Here is an 18602-nt window from a genome sequence, read left to right on the forward strand (position 1 = left end):
CACATTATCCACGCAGAGGGCTGTATTGTGCGGAATTTGTGGATTGTGGTTGGAATTGGGTGAGGGGACTGATATTCAACAAAGCCCACAGGCTTATGAGTCTGATTAGATATATCTCTGACGATCAGCTCCGTTAGGCTAGCGGCAAGTTCCTTAAGAAAGACTTAACACGGTGCGTGAGGCAAATTTCCTGAAGGCTCTTCGAGGCAAAGCGTGTCATCCGCACCCTGCGTGGTTCATGCGTCAGGCCGGTCGCTACCTTCCTGAATACAGAGCCGTGCGGGAGAAAGCTGGATCGTTTCTCGACCTGTGTTTCTCCTCCGAACTGGCAGCGGAAGTAACCCTGCAGCCGATCAGGCGGTACGATCTGGATGCAGCGATCCTCTTTGCCGACATCCTGTTGATGCCGATGGTGCTGGGCCAGGACCTGGCCTTTGAAAAGGGGGAGGGACCTAGGCTTTCCCCGGCGCTGGGTGACAGCACGTTCGATCCGGCAGCTGCAAGAAACATGGATATTGTTGCGCCGGTCTATGAGACGGTGAAACGCGTTCGTTCGGAACTGGCTGAGGACAAGGCGCTGATCGGTTTTGCCGGGGCACCATGGACGGTCGCCACCTACATGATCGCCGGCCGCGGCGTGAAGGATACCGCTGCCCTGCGCCGCTTTGCCTATGAGCAGCCGGAACGCTTTGCCGCGCTGATCGCGGCTCTTGAAGACGTCACGATCGATTATCTGTGCGGACAGGTGGAGGCGGGGGCCGACGCCTTGCAGCTGTTCGAAAGCTGGGCCAGCGGCCTGCCGGCTGATTTCGTCCGGCAATGGTGTCTGGCCCCGGCTGCCAGGATCGCGTCAGCCGTCAAGAAACGCCATCCGGAAGTGCCAGTGATCGCGTTCCCTAAGGGGGCAGGGAGCCTTTACCTGGACTTCGCGAAAGAGCCTGTTTTTGACGGCCTCAGCCTCGGCACGGAAGTCGATCCGCACTGGGCGAAGGAGAATCTTTCGGCCAAGACCCTTCAGGGCGGTCTCGATCCACTGCTCGTTGCTGCTGGCGGTGAGGAAATGCGCTCTGCGGCAAGACGCCTGAAAGACACGTTTGCCGGCACGCCCTATATCTTCAATCTCGGCCATGGCTTCGTACCGGATACGCCCCCGGAGAATGTTGCCGAGCTGGTATCGATCATACGAGAATAAAAACCGGCATTGTTCCGGAGGGGAAACAAATGGACTTCCTGCTGCCATTCTATAACTGGATCAAGGTCCTGCACCTTCTCTCCGTAATCGCGTGGATGGCGGCGATGATGTATCTGCCGCGGCTGTTCATCTATCACCACCAGTCCGAAAAGGGTGGCGAGGCGGAGACACTGTTCATCCAGATGGAGCGGCGCCTGCTGAAAGGCATCATGACGCCAGCGATGATCGCGACCTGGGTCTTTGGCCTGCTGCTGATCGGGGCCATGCCTGCCTATGGCGGCGAGCCCTGGTTCATCATCAAGTTCCTGTTCGTCATCGCCATGTCGGGCGTGCATGGCTTTTATTCGGCGAGCTTCAGGAAGTTTTCCGTCGGCGAGCGCCCGAGGACAGAGAAATTCTGGCGGATCATCAACGAGGTGCCGTTTGTATTCCTCATTATCATCGTCATCATGGTTCTCGTGAAACCGTTCTGATCCTGGTTGACTCCAAACATGATTGACGGGCCGGGATAGCGTTTGCTATCCTGTGGTTTCAGCGTCCTGCTGACTTATTGCGTTTCCCGCCATTACTGGTCCCACCTTGCGTCACGCAACGCCCCACATCTTCACCACAGGTCTATCTCCATCATGATGCCCGAAAAGATCACGCTTGATGAACTCAAAGCGAAATCGCCAACCGATCTCCTGACATTTGCCGACTCCGTAGGTGTCGAAAACGCCTCTGCCCTGCGCAAGCAGGAACTGCTCTTCGTGACGCTGAAAGAGCTCGCCGATCATGATGTCGAGATTGAGGGCGGCGGCGTCCTGGAAGTGCTGCCGGACGGCTTTGGCTTCCTGCGCTCGCCGGATGCCAATTATCTCGCGGGCCCGGACGATATTTATGTCTCGCCATCGCAGATCCGCAAATTCGCGCTGAAAACCGGCGACACGGTCATCGGCGAAATTCGCTCCCCGAAAGATGGCGAGCGTTACTTCGCGTTGACCAAGGTCTCGACCCTCAATTTCGAGGAACCCGAGAAAGCCCGTCACAAAGTCCACTTCGATAACCTGACGCCGCTCTATCCCGATGAGCGCCTGCGCATGGAAGTCGAAAAGAAGGAGGGCAAGGATCTTTCTTCCCGCGTCATCGATATCGTGTCGCCGCTTGGCAAAGGTCAGCGCGCCCTGATCGTTGCCCCGCCGCGGACGGGTAAAACGGTTCTGTTGCAGAACATCGCCCACTCGATCACGACCAACCATCCGGAATGCTATCTGATCGTCCTGCTGATCGACGAGCGCCCGGAAGAGGTCACCGACATGCAGCGTTCGGTCAATGGCGAAGTTGTTTCCTCGACGTTCGACGAGCCGGCAGCCCGCCATGTTGCCGTGTCTGAAATGGTTATCGAGAAAGCCAAGCGCCTGGTCGAACATGGCCGGGACGTCGTCATCCTGCTTGATTCCATCACCCGCCTTGGCCGCGCCTATAACACGGTCGTGCCAAGCTCCGGCAAGGTGCTGACCGGTGGCGTCGATGCCAACGCCCTGCAACGACCGAAGCGTTTCTTCGGTGCTGCGCGGAACATCGAAGAGGGCGGTTCGCTGACCATCATCGCCACGGCGCTGATCGACACCGGCTCGAAAATGGACGAGGTCGTCTTCGAGGAATTCAAGGGTACAGGCAACTCCGAGATCGTGCTCGACCGCAAGGTCGCCGACAAGCGCACCTTCCCGGCGATCGATATCGGCAAGTCCGGTACGCGCAAGGAAGACCTGCTCATGTCGAAATCCGAGCTGCAGAAAGTCTTCGTCCTGCGCCGTATCCTGTCACCGATGGGTGTTACGGACTCGATCGAGTTCCTGCTCGACAAGCTGCGCCAGACCAAGACCAATGGCGACTTCTTCGACTCGATGAATACTTAGGCGAATACTATTCAACTTCAGTAACACCACAGGCCGGGCTGGCAGTTTTCAGCCCGGCTTTTTTCATGGCCTCATAGGCGATGACAGGTGCGTCGGTCGCGATCAGGTCGACGCCATCGCGGGCAAGATCGGCATAATAATCAAAGGCCCCGGAAGCGGCGAGGCGATTGTCGATGGAGTCACGCCCGCCAAGCGTGCCGAAGATCACTTCGACATCGGCGGCATTCAGCTCGTCAAAGACCGGTCGGCTCGGGGCGGTATTACCGGTCCAGCCGAGCAGGCGATCCGCCGGAACATCGATCAGGTCCAGATCACCCTGATCGTCCAGCGTAGCTGAGATCATGGCTTCGGGGTGCAGGCGGTGAAGTTTCTCCGCTTGTCCGTTGGTATAGGCGATATAGATGATGCGGTCGGTCGCTCCGGCCTGCCTTACCTCAGCAACGAGATCTTCGTAATCCACGGCGCGCTTGATATCGAGTTCGAGGATCGTCTTGCCGTCTGCCCACGCCAGCGCATCTGTCAGGGCAGGGGGTGAGTCATACAGGGTACCGTCCGGTCCCTCGACATTCTGTGTACTGATATAATTCCAGTTGCGGTCTGTGACTGTGCCGGTCCCGGTCGTCGTGCGGTCCAGGGTGTCGTCATGCATCAGGAAGAGAACCCCATCGGCGGAGACGTTCACATCCACTTCCATCAGCGCCGGGACTTCGGCCAATACCTGGCTCATGCCCGCGATAGAATTTTCGACCAGGCCGCCGCGATGGGCCGCGACAAGCGTAACCCCTTCATCCTCGAGACAATCAAAAAAGCCGTTCAGGTCACCGTTTGGAACAATGGTGCTGCCCGAGAAGACGGTATCGAGTGAACTTTCCGTCTCGGCACAGCCAACAACCAGAAGGGCTGTAGCTATTATTGCTGCTGTATCGTTTTTGAGAAAAAACAATCTATATCTCCGCTATCGAGTCTGCCTTTGCAGATTTATACGGATTGATTGTGACAGTCACCTGAACTCGTGCCATATCGTGTGCCTTGGAGCATGGAAGGAGAATGCCTGATGAAATTCACCGTCAATGTCGAATGCACCCCGGTCGAGGCACGCCAGTTCATGGGGCTGCCGGATGTGACCAGCATCAACGAGATGTTCATGAACAGCCTCGAAGAGAAGACCAAGGAAAATATCGATAATATCACCGACCCGCAGAAATATTTTGAAAACATGATGACCATGGGCGGCAAGAATTTCGAGACCATGCAGGCGATGTTCGCGGCCATGATGTCGGGCGGTACTTCCGGAAAGAATGACAAGTAATACTGATACGATATTCGCGTTGTCCTCAGGCGCCGGTCGTGCCGGCGTCGCTGTGTTTCGCCTGTCGGGTTCCCGTGCGATAGTGATCGCCGAGACCTTGGCCGGGAAGGCCATACCGACACGCCAGGTGGTCTTTGCGAAATTGCGCGATCCGGATGACCGGCGAGAAATCGATTCCGGCCTCGTCTTCACTTTCGAAGGTCCGGCGAGTTTTTCCGGCGAGGACATGGCAGAGCTTCAGGTTCATGGCTCTCTCGCTGTCATCGATGACCTGTCCGATGTGCTTATCGCTCAGGGTGCGAGACCCGCGGAGCCCGGCGAATTCACGCGGCGTGCCTTTTCCAATGGCAAGCTGGATCTGGCCCAGGCAGAGGCGCTGGCAGACCTTATCGATGCCGAAACGATACAGCAGAAGCAACAGGCTTTGGGCCAGCTGGGTGGCAGGCTTTCGGGTCTTGCAGAGCAGTGGCGCGCGCAGCTTCTGGCGGCTTTGGCGCCTCTGGAAGCGGCTATCGACTTCCCCGATGAGGAAGATATTCCCGAACAGATCGAGGCAAGATCGGCGCCCGTCATCGCCGCGCTGATCGAAACGCTGGAGGTGTTCGCGAGGGGTGCAGAACAGGGGCGTCGTTTGCGCCACGGTGTCAGCATCGTTCTCCTCGGTCCGCCCAACGCTGGAAAGTCATCCCTGCTGAACTGGCTTGCGGGATCTGAAGCAGCCATCGTTTCAGATACGCCGGGTACGACCCGCGACCTGATCGAGGTGCGGCTTGACCTCGGCGGCGTACCGGTCAGCCTGGTTGATACGGCCGGTCTGCGCGAACTGACTGACGACGAAATTGAGCAGGAGGGCATGCGCCGCGCTCGTGACCGTGCTGCAACGGCTGATTTGCGGGTAGGGCTGTTCGATGGCCGTGATGGTGATGGTTCGGCCATGCTCTCTGATACGATCGGGTCCGATGATTTCCTGGTCGCGAACAAGGCCGACCTGTTCGACAGTCTACCGAAAATCGGTGAGCAGCAAATGTTCTCCATTTCGTTGAAAACCGGCGCGGGAACTGACCTTCTTCTTGAAGCGTTGACCCGCCGCGTCCGTGAGTTGACCGGTCAGGCAGATGAGCCTCGGCTGACGCGTCTACGGCACGTCCATGCCGTCAATGGCGCTATTGACGCCTTGTCCCGCGCCGTCACTCAAACAGGAGAAATGCCGGAGCTGGCGGCTGAAGACGTGCGCATGGCTATACGTCAGCTCGACCAGATCACCGGCCGCATCGATGTCGAGGAAGTTCTCGGTGAAATCTTCTCGTCATTCTGTATCGGCAAATAGGTGTTTCACGTGAAACACCAGCAGTAACCTGCGCATTAACAAAAATTCCCTCGCAATAGGGGCGCTTTTTGACTATGTGAGCGCCATGAATTCCAACAGCGCTACATATCAAGTGATCGTCATCGGCGGAGGCCATGCCGGCTGCGAAGCCGCCGCTGGCGCTGCGCGTACCGGCGCACGCACGCTGCTGGCGACGCACAAGCTGGAGACGATTGGCGAGATGTCCTGCAATCCGGCAATTGGCGGGTTGGGGAAGGGGCATTTGGTTCGAGAGATCGATGCCTTGGACGGTCTTATGGGTCGCGTCATCGACCAGTCCGGCATCCAGTTCCGAATGCTGAACCGCTCCAAAGGGCCTGCCGTTCGTGGCCCACGCGCCCAAGCTGACCGCGCGCTCTACAAGAAGCACATGCAGTCCGAGCTGCAGGCAATCGACAATCTCGATATCCTCGCCGCAGAAGTCGAAGACCTGATCGTCGAAGGCGGTAAGATCGCCGGTATCCTGACAGCCGATGGCCAGAAAATCGGTGCCGATGCCGTGGTGCTGACCACCGGGACCTTCCTCAAGGGCATGATCCATATCGGCGAAAAGCGCATCCCGGCTGGACGCGTGGATGAAAAGCCTGCCATAGGTCTCTCGGACCGGCTCTATTCACTCGGACTGAAAATGGGGCGCCTGAAAACCGGTACGCCGGCGCGCCTTGATGGACGTACTATTGACTGGGGCAGGCTGGAAATGCAGCCGGCTGACGAGACGCCGGTGCCGTTTTCCTTTATGAATAAGGAAATCACCGTGCGGCAGATCGAGTGCGGCATTACCTATACGACGGCCGAGACCCACAAGATCATCCAGGACAATATCGGCAAGTCCGCCGTCTATGGCGGCGCTATCTCCGGTCGCGGCCCGCGCTATTGCCCGTCTATCGAGGACAAGGTCGTGCGCTTTGCCGAAAAAGGGCAGCACCAGATATTCCTTGAGCCTGAAGGGCTGGACAGCCATTGGGTATATCCCAACGGTATTTCCACTTCGCTGCCGGAAGATGTACAGGATCAGTTCCTGCGCACGATATCTGGGCTGGAAAACGTCACGGTTATTCGCTTCGGCTACGCCATCGAGTACGATTACGTCGATCCCCGTGAGCTCGATGCGGCGCTGCAGGTCAAGGCAATGCCGGGACTGTACCTCGCCGGGCAGATCAATGGCACTACGGGTTACGAAGAAGCCGGCGCCCAGGGCCTTATGGCCGGGATCAATGCTGCGCGACAGGCAAATGGCCAAGATCCGTTCATTCTTGATCGGTCACAGGCCTATGTCGGTGTTCTGGTCGATGATCTGATCACTCGTGGTGTGACCGAGCCCTATCGCATGTTTACGTCCAGGGCAGAGTATCGCCTGACCTTAAGGGCTGACAACGCTGATGAGCGGCTGACGCCTCTGGGAATGGAGATCGGCTGCATCGGTGCGGAACGTGCAGAAATGTTCCACGTGAAACAGCGGGGTCTGACAAAGCTGAGGGACTGGGCGGGTAACACACAGCTCAGCCCGCATGAGGCGCAGAAACACGGGATCAAGGTCAACCAGGACGGGCGCAAGCGCACCGTGCTGGAGTATATGACCTATCCGCATGTCACGCTGGACCAACTTAAAATTGTCTGGCCGGAAATGGCTGACTTTGATCCTGTCCTGCTGGAGCATCTTCAGACCGATGCCCTCTACGCCAATTATCTCGACCGACAGCAGGCCGATATTGCCGCCTTCCGCAAGGACGAGAACCGCGCCATTCCGTGCGAGCTTGATTACGCGCTTATCCCAGGCCTGTCGAACGAGGTCCGCAACAAGCTGACTGAAGCGAGGCCAGGAACTATCGGGCAAGCGAGCCGGATTGAAGGGGTAACGCCTGCCTCAATCGCACTGCTTTTGGCCTGGCTGCAGAAATCCCAGAAGACTGCCGTTGCGAATGGCTGAGACCCCGACCTCACTCGATGAATTCGTAGCCGCTTTCCCTGTTTCACGTGAAACACAGGACCGAATCGCCGCGTTTGACGCACTTTTTCTGGAGTGGACAGCGCGCCTGAACCTCGTCGCTAAATCCTCCATCCAGGATCGTTGGACCCGGCATTACCTGGATTCCTCGCAATTGCTGCCGCTTCTGCCGAAAGAGGCAAAGCGGATTGTCGATCTCGGCTCCGGGGGCGGTTTTCCGGCGCTTTTCCTGGCGTTGATCGATGATGACCCGAAACGGCATTATTTCCTCGTCGAGAGTATTGCCAAGAAATGTGCCTTCCTGCGGGAGGTGGCGATCAGGCTCGAACTTTCCAATGTCACCATCGTTAATGACCGTATCGAGAACCGGCCAGACCTGCGCCCGGCGGATGTGGTGACGGCGCGGGCGCTGGCGGATCTGTCGAAACTCCTCGCCTATACACTGCCAATATCCTCGGTGCGGACAATGTGCATATTTATGAAGGGTGAAAAGGCGCAAGAGGAATTGACCGCGGCTTCGCGCCAATGGACAATGGACGTTACCCATCACCCCAGCCGCACTCATGAGGCGGCAACCATTCTGGAAATCAGGAACTTTGCCCGTGCCCGATAGCGCCAGCCCTCTCACATCCCGTCGCGACAAGCCGAGAATTCTCGCCGTTGCAAACCAGAAGGGTGGCGTCGGCAAGACAACGACGGCGATCAATCTCGGTACGGCTCTTGCCGCTGTCGGGGAGAGGGTGCTGATCATCGATCTTGACCCGCAAGGCAATGCCTCGACGGGCCTGGGACTAGGCAGGGCCGAGCGCAAGGTTACGACGTATGACGTATTGCTGGACGGTGCGTCGCTTGAATCGGCCGAATGCGTCACCGCCGTGCCGCGGTTGTCTATCGCACCGGCGGGTCAGGACCTGGCGGGTGCGGAGATCGAGCTGATCGAGGTCGAAAACCGGCACTACTGTCTCGACAAGGCGATCAAGGACTTCGCGAAGGCCCGGCCGGACATCACCTATATCATGATCGACTGCCCGCCATCGCTGAGCCTGCTCACCATCAACGCAATGGCAGCGGCGGATGCGGTGGTCATACCGCTGCAATGCGAGTTCTTCGCGCTGGAAGGCTTGAGCCAGATTCTGCGTACGATCGACAAGGTCAAGCAGCGCATCAATACGCGTCTCGAGCTTCAGGGAATCATTCTCACCATGTATGACGGGCGGAACAACCTGTCGCAGCAGGTGGAGGCAGATGTGCGCGAACATATGGGTGACAAGGTATACCGCACGGCCATACCGCGGAATGTGCGCATCTCGGAGGCGCCATCCCATGGCAAGCCCGCGCTGCTATACGACCTGAAGTGCGCAGGCAGCCAGGCCTATATCAAGCTGGCGAGTGAAGTTATCCAGCGCGAACGCGCTGCATGAACGATTGCCCGATCAAGTGACGGAGACAAGAATGGCAAAAAAAGGTCTCGGCCGCGGGCTGGGCATGTTGCTCGGCGAAGACGATGACGTTGATGAGGCGATTGCGAAATCCGCCGCCGACATCGCCAAATTACCGATCGAATTCATCATTCCGGATCCAGAACAGCCCCGGAAGCACTTCGCCGATGACGCCATCGCGGAACTGGCGTCATCGATCCGTACGAAAGGGCTTTTGCAGCCAATTCTCGTCCGGCCACGCGGCAACAAAGGCGATGAATATCTCATAGTGGCTGGCGAGCGCCGCTGGCGTGCTGCCCAGAAAGCGCAGCTTCATGAGGTGCCGGTCATCATCCGCGAGCTCGATGACGAGCAGGCGGCGGAAATTGCCCTTATCGAAAACGTCCAGCGGGTCGATCTCAACCCGATGGAGGAGGCGGAGGCCTATCAGCGCCTCGCTGAGAAGCATGAGCGCGGCCAGGCAGAGATCGCCGAAGCCGTCGGCAAGAGCCGCAGCCATATCGCGAACATGATGCGCCTGACCGGCCTGCCGAAAAAGGTCAAGGCGCAGGTGCGCGAAGGTCATCTCTCCATGGGTCATGCCCGGGCGATCCTGTCGGCTGAATATCCTGAGCAAATCGCGAGCCTGGTGCTGGAGCGCGGCCTGTCCGTGCGCCAGACCGAGGCGCTGGTGCGCGAGGCGCGGGACGGCGAAACAAAGACGGCAGAGAAGAAACCGAAGGCGAGCTCACCGGCAGAGAAAAATGCCGACACAAGGGCGCTGGAACGGGATATCGCCGAGGCGCTGGGCATGGAGGTTTCCATTGACCATCGCGGTAAAAAAGGCGGTACACTGAGTATTGCCTATGGTAATCTCGACCAGCTCGACGAGATCTGCCGTCGTCTCATGGAATTACCGAAGTAGGGAAGTACCGAAACTGAAATCAGGCCCGGCTGGCCAGTGCCGACAGGCGCAGCGCCGTGCGCTCGATGATTTCCTGCACCGGTGCGCCGGTGGTCTTGGCATCATGTTCCGCCTGCAGAAGGTTGGACAGGGCGCCTTCCAGCCGGGGCAGCGGCCATTTTTTCAGCTGTGCCTGAAACGACCGCTCCTCATTGAAAAAGACCGGGGGCTTCAGTTTCTTCATCGCGGCGGAAGCCGGCTCGCCGCCTGCGATCATCGACTGCGCGGCATAAAGCCTTGAGAAGTGTCGTTGCAGGAAAATAAGCGTCGTCATTGCATTGGTGCCGGCCTCGTCGGCGCGGTGCAACGCGGCCGACAGGTCGGCAAGACGGCCCTGGGCAACGATCCCGGCAATGTCCGCCGCCATGTCCTGTGTAAAATCGGCGAGGCATTCGGCGACATCTTCGGGCGTAATCTGATAGGAAGCTTCATCCGGTCCGCGAAGGGATTTCGGGCCGGCATAGAGGATCAGCTTTTCCATCTCGGCCCGGCTGATGCCACGATCGGTGCCGAGAGTCGAGGTCAGCATCATCAGGGCGTCATCGGTGATGAGCAGGTCTTCCTCTTTCAGCATCTGCTCGATCATGCTTTTGAGGTCGAGGTCTGAATCCTCGTAACAGGCAATGGCCGCAACGTGTTTCGACTTTTCGAACAGCTTGCGCAGCGGCGCGGTCTTTTTCAGCGCGCCCGCCTCGATAATCGTCAGCGCGTTGGGGTTGAGCGACCCATTGTCGAGAGCCGTCACCAGCAGCTTGCCCGCATTGTCGACCGGCCCGCCCGACCCGCGCACGCGAACCACGCGCTCGCCACCCATGAAGGAGAGGGCGGCAGCCTCATCTACCAGTCGGCCCGGCTCTTCCTTCAGGTCACCGTCTGAAAGCTCGATGAAGTTGAACGGGTCCTTCAGGTCACTGACGACCTGGAGGGCAAGAATATCCGACCGCTCACGCACCGAACCCGCGTCGTTGCCGTAAATCAGCACGGCCTTGAAAGTGTCGTTGCGCTTTTTCAGCAGCGCATCGACATCGCGGGGTTTGATGGCGGTCATTCTTCCGTATCAGTTGGCGTTCTTGAAGTGGAGAACCAGGTCCATTTCGATATCATCGGCCAGCATCTGCGAGGCGACGCGAATTGCTTCTTCCCGGGCGACCAGCGTTGCATATTGCGACGGCACCGCACCATAGCTGGTGATCGCGACGGTGTTGTCATCAATAACGACTTTGCCATCGAGGTCGCGCAAAACATAATCGGCGCGAAGGCGGATCGTATACTGAACCGTGTTGGCCTGACGGGTGATAGCCTCGGACAGAGTTTTTTCATCGAGTACGATATCCAGCGCATAGCTCGACGCGGCCCCGGTCTGGAACCGGCGCTGCAGTTCGGACTGCAACAGGTAACCGGCGTCCGTCTGGCTTTCGATCCGGGTGATGTCGATGCCGGAGAGCGAGGCCTGAAGCCCGGCACCGCGCTCGGCATATAGCGGGGAGAAACCGCACGCTGCTGTCATCGCGCTCAGTGCCAGCGCCGCAGATATCTTCAGCACGGATTTCATGGAAACGACTTTCGGCATGGCTCTTCCCCTCACGGTTTGACCACAATATTAATGATCCGGCCCGGAACCACAATCAACTTAACGATCTGCATACCATCGAGATGGCGCTGGACAGCTTCATCCTCGATCGCCAGCTTCTCGACCGCTTCCTTGTCGGCATCGGCGGGCACGGTGATCTCTGTCCGGCGCTTGCCATTGACCTGAACCGGCATCGTAATCGTTTCGGAAACGAGAAGGGCCTTTTCGGCCTTGGGCCATGGGGCGTCGCAGGCGAGGCCTTCGCCACCCAGATGAGCCCAGCATTCCTCCGCCAGGTGCGGGATAAACGGTGCGATCAGGCGGGTCAGGGCCGACAGGCCTTCTGAAACGGCAGCCTCAGACGCATTCGGTGCCGCCTTTTTCAGGCCATTGATGAACTCGTAAAGCCGGGCAATCGCCTTGTTGAAGCGGAAATGCTCGATGTCATCCGTCACCCCGTCGACCGTTACGTGGGTCAGGCGGCGCAGCTCCGGGTCGGTGCCGGCTGGAATGTCTGCGCCCGCGCGGTTGAATATGCCGGCATTGGGCTCGCACAGATCCCAGATGCGATTGATCAGCCTCCACGCGCCCTCGACCCCTGCTTCGGACCATTCGACATCGCGCTCGGGTGGCGAGTCCGACAGCATGAACCAGCGGGCGGCATCGGCACCGTAAGTCTCTGCAATCTCCTCGGGCGAGACGACGTTCTTTTTGGACTTCGACATCTTTTCGATCGAACCGACAATTACCTCTTCGCCGGTCTCGATGCTGATGACCTTGCCGTCTTTCTTTTCGACCTGCTCGGGGAACAGCCAGCGGTCCTTCAGCTTCTTGGTCTCGTCGGCGTCGAGATAGGTCTCGTGTACGACCATGCCTTGGGTAAACAGGTTCTCGAACGGCTCGGCGACGTTTACGTGGCCGCACTCCATCATGTTGCGGGTGTAATAGCGTGCATAGAGAAGGTGCAGAATCGCATGCTCGATGCCGCCGATATACTGGTCGACCGGCAGCCAGTAATTGGCTTCTTCCGGGTCGGTCGGGGCGTCCGGTGTCGGTGCCGCAAAGCGGGCGAAATACCAGGATGAGTCGACGAAGGTGTCGAACGTGTCCGTCTCACGCCGGGCATCGGCGCCGCACTCAGGGCAGGTCGTGTTGACGAAAACCGGGTTGCGATCCAGCGGATTTCCGGGCTTGGAGAAGTCAGCCTCGTCCGGCAACTTGACCGGCAGATCCTGTTCCGGTACCGGAACGACCCCACATTTTTCGCAGTGTATGACCGGGATCGGGCAACCCCAATAGCGCTGGCGGGAAATGCCCCAGTCGCGCAGGCGGTAATTGGTCGTGCCCTGACCGTCGCCCATCTCTTCTATCTTCGCGATGGCCTTCGGCAGCGCCTCGTCGACCGGCAGCCCGTTCAGGAAGCCTGAATTGAAGATCGTGCCCGGCCCGACATAGGCCTCGTCTGTCACATCGAAACTCGCCGGGTCTGCATCCGGCGGGCAGACGACCGGGATGACGTCCAGATCGTATTTGCGGGCAAAGTCGAGGTCGCGCTGGTCGTGCGCCGGGCAGGCGAAGATCGCGCCGGTGCCGTACTGCATCAGGATGAAGTTGGCGACATAGACGGGCAGGGTCTTGCCCTCGACAAACGGGTGTTTCACCGTCATGGCCAAGCGGTAGCCGCGTTTATCGGCCTTTTCGATGGCCTCTTCGGACGTACCGGCCGCCTGGCATTCATTGATGAAGGCCTGAAGCTTCGGATCATCCTTGGCGAATTCGGCCGCCAGCGGATGGTCTGGCGAGACGCCAACGAAACTCGCCCCGAAAAGCGTATCCGGCCTTGTCGTATAGATCTCGATCGCTTCGAAGCCCCTCGGCGCGCCAGCGTCTGCGTGGAAGCGCATTTTCAGGCCCTTCGACTTGCCGATCCAGTTCTTCTGCATCGTCTTGACATTGTCAGGCCAGCCGGCGAGGCGACCGTCTTCCAAGGCGGCCAACAAATCGTCGGCGCGATCGGTGATGCGGAAAAACCATTGCGACAGGCGGCGGCGCTCGACCGGCGCGCCTGAGCGCCAGCCCTTGCCGTCGATCACCTGTTCGTTGGCGAGCACCGTCTGGTCGACCGGGTCCCAGTTGACCATGCTTTCCTTGCGCTCGATGAAGCCCTTCTTCCAGAACTCAAGGAACATGCGTTGTTCGTGGACGTAATATTCCGGATCGCAGGTTGCGAATTCCCGGCTCCAGTCGATGGCGAGGCCCATCTGCTTGAGCTGCTCGCGCATGATTTCGATATTGCCATAGGTCCAGTCGCGCGGATGGCCGCCGGACTGCATCGCCGCGTTCTCCGCCGGCATGCCGAACGCATCCCAGCCCATCGGGTGCAATACGTTAAAGCCTTGCGCCTTCTTGTAGCGGGCGATGACGTCGCCCATGGCGTAATTGCGCACATGGCCGATATGGATACGTCCAGACGGGTAGGGGAACATTTCGAGGACGAAATATTTCGGCTTGTCACCGCTGGCGACCGCCTTGAAGCTGTCTGCCTCGTCCCAAGCCTTGCGCCATCTGGGTTCTGTCTCTTTCGGGTTGTACCGGGCCATCTTGAATCACGTTCCTGCTGGATATCACGCCTAGACATACAAAAAACGCCTGCTTTGAACAGGCGTTTTCTATTCCGCAGAGCAGATCGTTGGAAATATTTAGCTGATCGAGTTTAGTCGCAGCTGACGCGCACGGGTCAGGATCGCGTTTTCGATCTCGCGGGCGGTCGCCGGGTTAACCGGGGTGTCGACCCAGCCCGATTGCGTCAGATTCTGCTTGAACACCGAAACACGCAGCGCATCGGCGCGCAGGGAGGTGTCGAGAATGTAGACGTTCGCCTTCAGGCGCTCGTTCTGTGCCGGGGCATACCAGTCGGTGATGATCAGGCCGCCAATAGGGTCAGCCGTGAAAATCGGCATGAAATCCAGCGTCTCGAGCGAAGCTGCCCAGAGATACTTGTTCACGCCCGTAGCCGCTGAGCCCTTGCCGCTGATGGAGATCGGCGAATTGCGGTCGTCGGTGCTGTTACCATTGCTGGCGCAGGCCGCCAAGATGGCAGCGCTGAAGGCAATGCCAAGAATCTTGGCGATACGGATCGTTTCAGGCTTCATTCTGCCCAGTCTCCCTTCGGGAATCCCTTGTAATTAACCAGTCGTGGCTTTCCTATCACAGACAGAAAATACATCAAATAGTTCTGGTGTAATTATGTTGACCATAAGGCCATCACGCCCTTTATAGGATATATTCTGATAGGCGCTACCAAAAACACCGTTACAAGCTAACATAACTGAAATTGTTGCGGAATTTTAAGTGGCGCCAAGTGTTTAAAGTTAGATTAATGCGGTTAGCACCGCTTTAGGGGAACGGGTCCAGGATTACGGCATGACGGGGATCAATCGACATATGAGCAAATGGCTTGCCGGGGGCGTATCCGCCGCCGCGCTCGGCATTTGCGTATTTGTCGCGCCTGCGGCCGCCCAGGACAGCGAGATCGACCTTTCCGGCGACATCACCAACGTTACCGGCGTTGTCGATGGCGAGCTGAAATCCGACACCAATGCCCGCGTCCGCCTCAACGCCTCCCGCCTGCTCGACAACGGTCTTGAGATCGGCGGCGAGCTTGAAGCGCGCCTCGATGGCGAGATCCCGCGGCAATACTGGGCCGGGGGCCGCTATTCCAGCCTGACCGCCGGCGGCCCGCGCGGCGTCGCCCCCCTGTCGGGCGATGCGTGGCTGCAAGGCGCCAGCGTCTACGCCCGCGGCGGTATGGGCACTGTGTCTGTCGGACGTGACAATGGCATCGCCAGCCAGCTGGCCGTTACCTCGCCGACGATCTTTTCCGCCATCGGCGTGAATGACTGGAAGACAGACCTGACCGGCATGAACGACGTGCACACGGTCAATGATTTCTCCGGCTATGCCACGAAGATGACCTATATGCCGCCCGCCAATTTCCTTGGCGGCGTCCTCGGCGGGCTGCAACTTGGCGTTTCCTATACGCCGCGCATGGTCGACTGCAAAGATGATCTGTGTGCGCCCTATAATGGCTATTCACCGCTGATCGACCCGGAAACGCGCCTCGGGGCGAATTCCTCGTGGAAAGACGTTATGGAAACCGCCGTCTATTACGAGCGCGCAGTAGGCGACAAGCGTGACCTGCGCGTCGGTGTCGGTGCGTCCTACGTCCAGGCGCAGGAAGATGTCGACAACACGCTGAGCAGCGAGTTCGACGATTACGAAGCCTATTCGCTGGGCGTCAATCTCGGCTATCGCGGCTTCACGCTGGGTGGTTCGGTCAAGAACACCAACGCCGCCTTCAAGCAGGAAGATGAAGACGGCTATCTCGCTTTCGATGCGGGCCTGACCTATGAGACCGGCCCATGGGGCTTCATGGTCGGCTACGGCGCATCGGACGCAGAGCGCGATGCGGCCAGCCCGATTTCCCCGGCCTTCTACCGCCAGACCCAGTCGGCGCAGGCTGGTGTGTCCTACGTCTTCGACCAGGGCGTGACGCTAGGCGCTGCCGCGCAATTCGTTGAATCCGACAAGCCGGCTCAGCTGGGTGGCGAGGAAAACGCCGCCGCCGTCGTCTTCGAGAGCGGTTTCAAGTTCTAGTCCTGGACAATCCGTCAATTGCTCCGAACCCGGCGAATATGCCGGGTTTTATTTTGCCTGCCGTTTGTGGATTGATGCCGCCAAGCGCCAGACATGGTAGTTCCGCCTGTGCTGCGAGCGCGTGGGCGCGCAGGGGACCGAGGGGCCGGGCACCCCTGTGGCTTGACGTGGCGAAGACCGGAGACACGAACGCACAGTCCGCCGCATTTGTAGCGGCGTTGGCCAGGGATGGCCAGTCGTGGCATGACGTGGAAATGATCCAGTGCGGATGCACTTTCTTCAGTCCACGGATTGTTTTGGCCTGCCATTGAGGCACATGCATGCCATCCGCGCGCAGGCGCAGGGCAAGGGCAGGGTCGCCGGCGACAAGAAGTACCACTCCTTTCATGCGACATGAGCGGGCAAGCTTCCGCCCCGGCGCTTCACGGTCAGGTGCGCCATAATGCCTGAAAATCACGGCGAGGCGGATGCCGGGCAGTCGCGGCAGGGCCTCGAGGATGCTTGCCGGATCGCCCGCCCTCTCATCGGTAAAGAGGGCCATGTCGAAAGGCGCGCCCCCGGCCCCATGCCTTGACGATGGCGCCGCGCCCGCCCTAAGCCTTGTGGCATGCCGCGCCATGATCATGGCCTTGCTGTTTATATTGCCGATGTGACCCATATGGACGTTATGCCTGAAAACGATCTGACCGCCAAAGATGTTGTCGAGAACCTGGCCGAGGTGCGCGAGCGCATCGGCAAGGCGGCGAAGGAGGCGGACCGCAAACCGCGCGATGTCACGCTGACGGCGGTGACCAAGAAATTCTCCATGGAACACATCAAGCCGGTCATCGCAGCGGGACACCGCACCTTCGGCGAGAATCGGGTGCAGGAGGCGCAAGGCAAATGGCCCGCCATGAAGGAAGCCTGGCCAGATATGGAACTGCGCCTGATCGGCCCCTTACAGACCAACAAGGCTGATGACGCGGTCGCCCTTTTCGATGTGATCGAAACGCTGGACCGGGAAAAGCTTGCGCGGGCGCTGGCAAAGTCCATGGACAAGCTCGATCGTCGCCCCGACGTGCTGGTGCAGGTCAATACCGGCGAAGAAGACCAGAAGGCAGGCATCGCCCCGCGCGACGCGCTCGCCTTTATCGATGACTGCCAGAGGGAGTATCAGCTGCCCGTGCGCGGCGTCATGTGCATCCCGCCGGTCGATGAGTATCCGGCACCGCATTTTGCCCTGCTGGCGAAGATCGCCGCCGATGCGGGCCTGACGGTCGTCAGCATGGGGATGAGCGGTGACTACGAGATGGCGGTCAATCTCGGTGCGACCCATGTGCGCGTCGGTTCCGGCATATTCGGTGACCGCCCGAAGGGTTAGTGTCTAGTCCGGCACCGTCGCGATGAACTGGTTCATCGCAGCACGGATCATCGGGAAGCTCTGGCAGGCCGAATGGATTGTGCCGATCTCGACATTGTGCGGCTTGTAATAGGACCAGTGAACGGGCCGGCCCGGCTTGGGGCCGCAATTGCTGCCGTTCAGGATCGCGGAGTTCACCTCGACAAGCTGGTCATTGTAATGACGTTTTCCTGTGCCGGTTTCCTCATAGCTGATCCCGATCATGGTATAGTTGTGCCGGTTTGAGATATCGGTCGGGTTATTGTTCAGCATGGCGAGGTCATGGCTCGATTGCCACATCGACATGGCACCGAGATTGTATGGATACCATGTGATCCAGGCCGCGGTGCCGAGGTTCGGCGTGCAATATGTCATCAGCGACGACGGCTTGATGAAACCGTTGGCAACCAGCTGGCGGCAGACGAGCCCACCCATGCTGTAGCCGAACATGTGGACATTGTGCAGCGGTATGCCGAGCGCCGTCATGTTCTGTTGCACGAAGGACGCAGCGGTCACGAATGACACATTGGTCGGGTACATGTTGTTATAGATCAGATAGCCGCGCGGCTCGTAGTAATGGCGCATCTCCTCCATGAACGGGTAAAGCGCCGTGCGCGGATCGGAGGAGGGGATGGGATAGAAAGGGTCGAACCCGTGCATCAGCATGATCACGCCCTTGACTGACTTTGCAGACATTTCGTCTGGCGCCCTGCGCGCCTCATACTGGTCGTCGGCCAGCATGTCGCCAAGCGGAAAGGAAGGGGCAACAGGCTCAGCGGTGCTAACCGCCGGCATTTTCTCAGGGGCTGGGGATTCCTCGCTCATGACTCTCTCCTGTGTCATTCAGGGGGTGATCATTGCGCCGGAAACCGGTTTTCGCCTATCCCCCGAACCGGGGAAGGCAAA

18 protein-coding genes are annotated in these 18602 nt (G+C 59.0%); 11 read left to right on the forward strand and 7 right to left on the reverse strand.

The window, feature by feature from the left end; all coding sequences use genetic code 11:
* The first annotated feature begins 172 nt into the window (after positions 1-172).
* From hemE to rho, 3 genes are all read left to right on the forward strand, one after another.
* Positions 173-1192: a uroporphyrinogen decarboxylase gene (gene hemE, locus FF098_RS09370; protein ID WP_166426455.1), complete on the forward strand. Its 1020-nt coding sequence runs from the start codon at positions 173-175 to the stop codon at positions 1190-1192.
* Between the two features lie 29 nt (positions 1193-1221).
* Complete coding sequence (locus tag FF098_RS09375) at positions 1222-1665, forward strand: CopD family protein (protein WP_155139844.1); 444 nt, start codon at positions 1222-1224, stop codon at positions 1663-1665.
* Positions 1666-1818: 153 nt separating this feature from the next.
* Positions 1819-3090: a transcription termination factor Rho gene (gene rho / locus FF098_RS09380; protein ID WP_188544097.1), complete on the forward strand. Its 1272-nt coding sequence runs from the start codon at positions 1819-1821 to the stop codon at positions 3088-3090.
* A 7-nt stretch (positions 3091-3097) separates the two neighbouring features.
* On the opposite strand, the gene FF098_RS09385 is transcribed toward rho, so the two are convergent.
* Positions 3098-4033 (reverse strand): glycerophosphodiester phosphodiesterase family protein, encoded by a 936-nt coding sequence (locus tag FF098_RS09385; RefSeq protein ID WP_155139846.1) that lies wholly within the window; start codon positions 4031-4033, stop codon positions 3098-3100.
* Positions 4034-4144: 111 nt separating this feature from the next.
* Here FF098_RS09385 and FF098_RS09390 point away from each other — a divergent pair, with 111 nt between their 5' ends.
* The 6 genes from FF098_RS09390 (at position 4145) to FF098_RS09415 (ending at position 10053) form a co-directional block, all read left to right on the forward strand.
* Entirely contained in the window at positions 4145-4399 is a 255-nt protein-coding gene (locus tag FF098_RS09390; protein WP_155139848.1) for a DUF6489 family protein, read from the forward strand.
* On the forward strand, positions 4389-5726 hold the full coding sequence (mnmE, locus tag FF098_RS09395; RefSeq protein ID WP_155139850.1) for a tRNA uridine-5-carboxymethylaminomethyl(34) synthesis GTPase MnmE: 1338 nt from the start codon (positions 4389-4391) through the stop codon (positions 5724-5726). Before FF098_RS09390 ends, mnmE begins: the two co-directional genes overlap by 11 nt.
* A gap of 85 nt (positions 5727-5811) precedes the next feature.
* On the forward strand, positions 5812-7692 hold the full coding sequence (gene mnmG, locus FF098_RS09400; RefSeq protein ID WP_155139852.1) for a tRNA uridine-5-carboxymethylaminomethyl(34) synthesis enzyme MnmG: 1881 nt from the start codon (positions 5812-5814) through the stop codon (positions 7690-7692).
* Positions 7685-8323 (forward strand): 16S rRNA (guanine(527)-N(7))-methyltransferase RsmG, encoded by a 639-nt coding sequence (gene rsmG, locus FF098_RS09405; protein ID WP_155139854.1) that lies wholly within the window; start codon positions 7685-7687, stop codon positions 8321-8323. The genes mnmG and rsmG overlap by 8 nt, the downstream gene beginning before the upstream one ends.
* Positions 8274-9131: a ParA family protein gene (locus FF098_RS09410; protein WP_155139857.1), complete on the forward strand. Its 858-nt coding sequence runs from the start codon at positions 8274-8276 to the stop codon at positions 9129-9131. The genes rsmG and FF098_RS09410 overlap by 50 nt, the downstream gene beginning before the upstream one ends.
* A 31-nt stretch (positions 9132-9162) precedes the next feature.
* Positions 9163-10053, forward strand: coding sequence for a ParB/RepB/Spo0J family partition protein (locus FF098_RS09415; protein WP_155139859.1), 891 nt, complete (start codon positions 9163-9165; stop codon positions 10051-10053).
* 19 nt (positions 10054-10072) lie between these two features.
* On the opposite strand, the gene holA is transcribed toward FF098_RS09415, so the two are convergent.
* The 4 genes from holA to FF098_RS09435 all read right to left on the reverse strand — a co-directional run bounded on the left by holA (position 10073) and on the right by FF098_RS09435 (position 14814).
* Positions 10073-11140 (reverse strand): DNA polymerase III subunit delta, encoded by a 1068-nt coding sequence (gene holA, locus FF098_RS09420; RefSeq protein WP_155139861.1) that lies wholly within the window; start codon positions 11138-11140, stop codon positions 10073-10075.
* A 9-nt stretch (positions 11141-11149) separates the two neighbouring features.
* On the reverse strand, positions 11150-11662 hold the full coding sequence (gene lptE / locus FF098_RS09425; RefSeq protein WP_155139864.1) for an LPS assembly lipoprotein LptE: 513 nt from the start codon (positions 11660-11662) through the stop codon (positions 11150-11152).
* An 11-nt stretch (positions 11663-11673) separates the two neighbouring features.
* Complete coding sequence (gene leuS, locus FF098_RS09430) at positions 11674-14262, reverse strand: leucine--tRNA ligase (RefSeq protein WP_155139866.1); 2589 nt, start codon at positions 14260-14262, stop codon at positions 11674-11676.
* A gap of 99 nt (positions 14263-14361) precedes the next feature.
* Positions 14362-14814: a DUF3576 domain-containing protein gene (locus FF098_RS09435; RefSeq protein WP_155139868.1), complete on the reverse strand. Its 453-nt coding sequence runs from the start codon at positions 14812-14814 to the stop codon at positions 14362-14364.
* A 292-nt stretch (positions 14815-15106) separates the two neighbouring features.
* On the opposite strand from FF098_RS09435, the gene FF098_RS09440 reads away from it, so the two are divergent.
* Positions 15107-16318 (forward strand): porin, encoded by a 1212-nt coding sequence (locus tag FF098_RS09440; protein ID WP_166426456.1) that lies wholly within the window; start codon positions 15107-15109, stop codon positions 16316-16318.
* Here the strand turns inward: FF098_RS09440 and FF098_RS09445 are convergent.
* Entirely contained in the window at positions 16308-16859 is a 552-nt protein-coding gene (locus tag FF098_RS09445; RefSeq protein ID WP_166426457.1) for a thiamine phosphate synthase, read from the reverse strand. The two genes, FF098_RS09440 and FF098_RS09445, sit on opposite strands and share 11 nt — an antisense overlap.
* A gap of 66 nt (positions 16860-16925) precedes the next feature.
* Here FF098_RS09445 and FF098_RS09450 point away from each other — a divergent pair, with 66 nt between their 5' ends.
* Positions 16926-17678 carry a YggS family pyridoxal phosphate-dependent enzyme gene (locus FF098_RS09450; protein ID WP_229714572.1) on the forward strand — a complete coding sequence of 251 codons (753 nt, stop codon included), beginning with the start codon at positions 16926-16928 and terminating at the stop codon, positions 17676-17678.
* A 3-nt stretch (positions 17679-17681) separates the two neighbouring features.
* On the opposite strand, the gene FF098_RS09455 is transcribed toward FF098_RS09450, so the two are convergent.
* Positions 17682-18521, reverse strand: a complete 840-nt coding sequence (locus tag FF098_RS09455; protein WP_155139876.1) for a lipase family protein — start codon at positions 18519-18521, stop codon at positions 17682-17684.
* Between the last annotated feature and the right edge of the window lie 81 nt (positions 18522-18602).

Source organism: Aquisalinus luteolus (assembly GCF_009712425.2).
Lineage (GTDB): Bacteria > Pseudomonadota > Alphaproteobacteria > Caulobacterales > Parvularculaceae > Aquisalinus > Aquisalinus luteolus.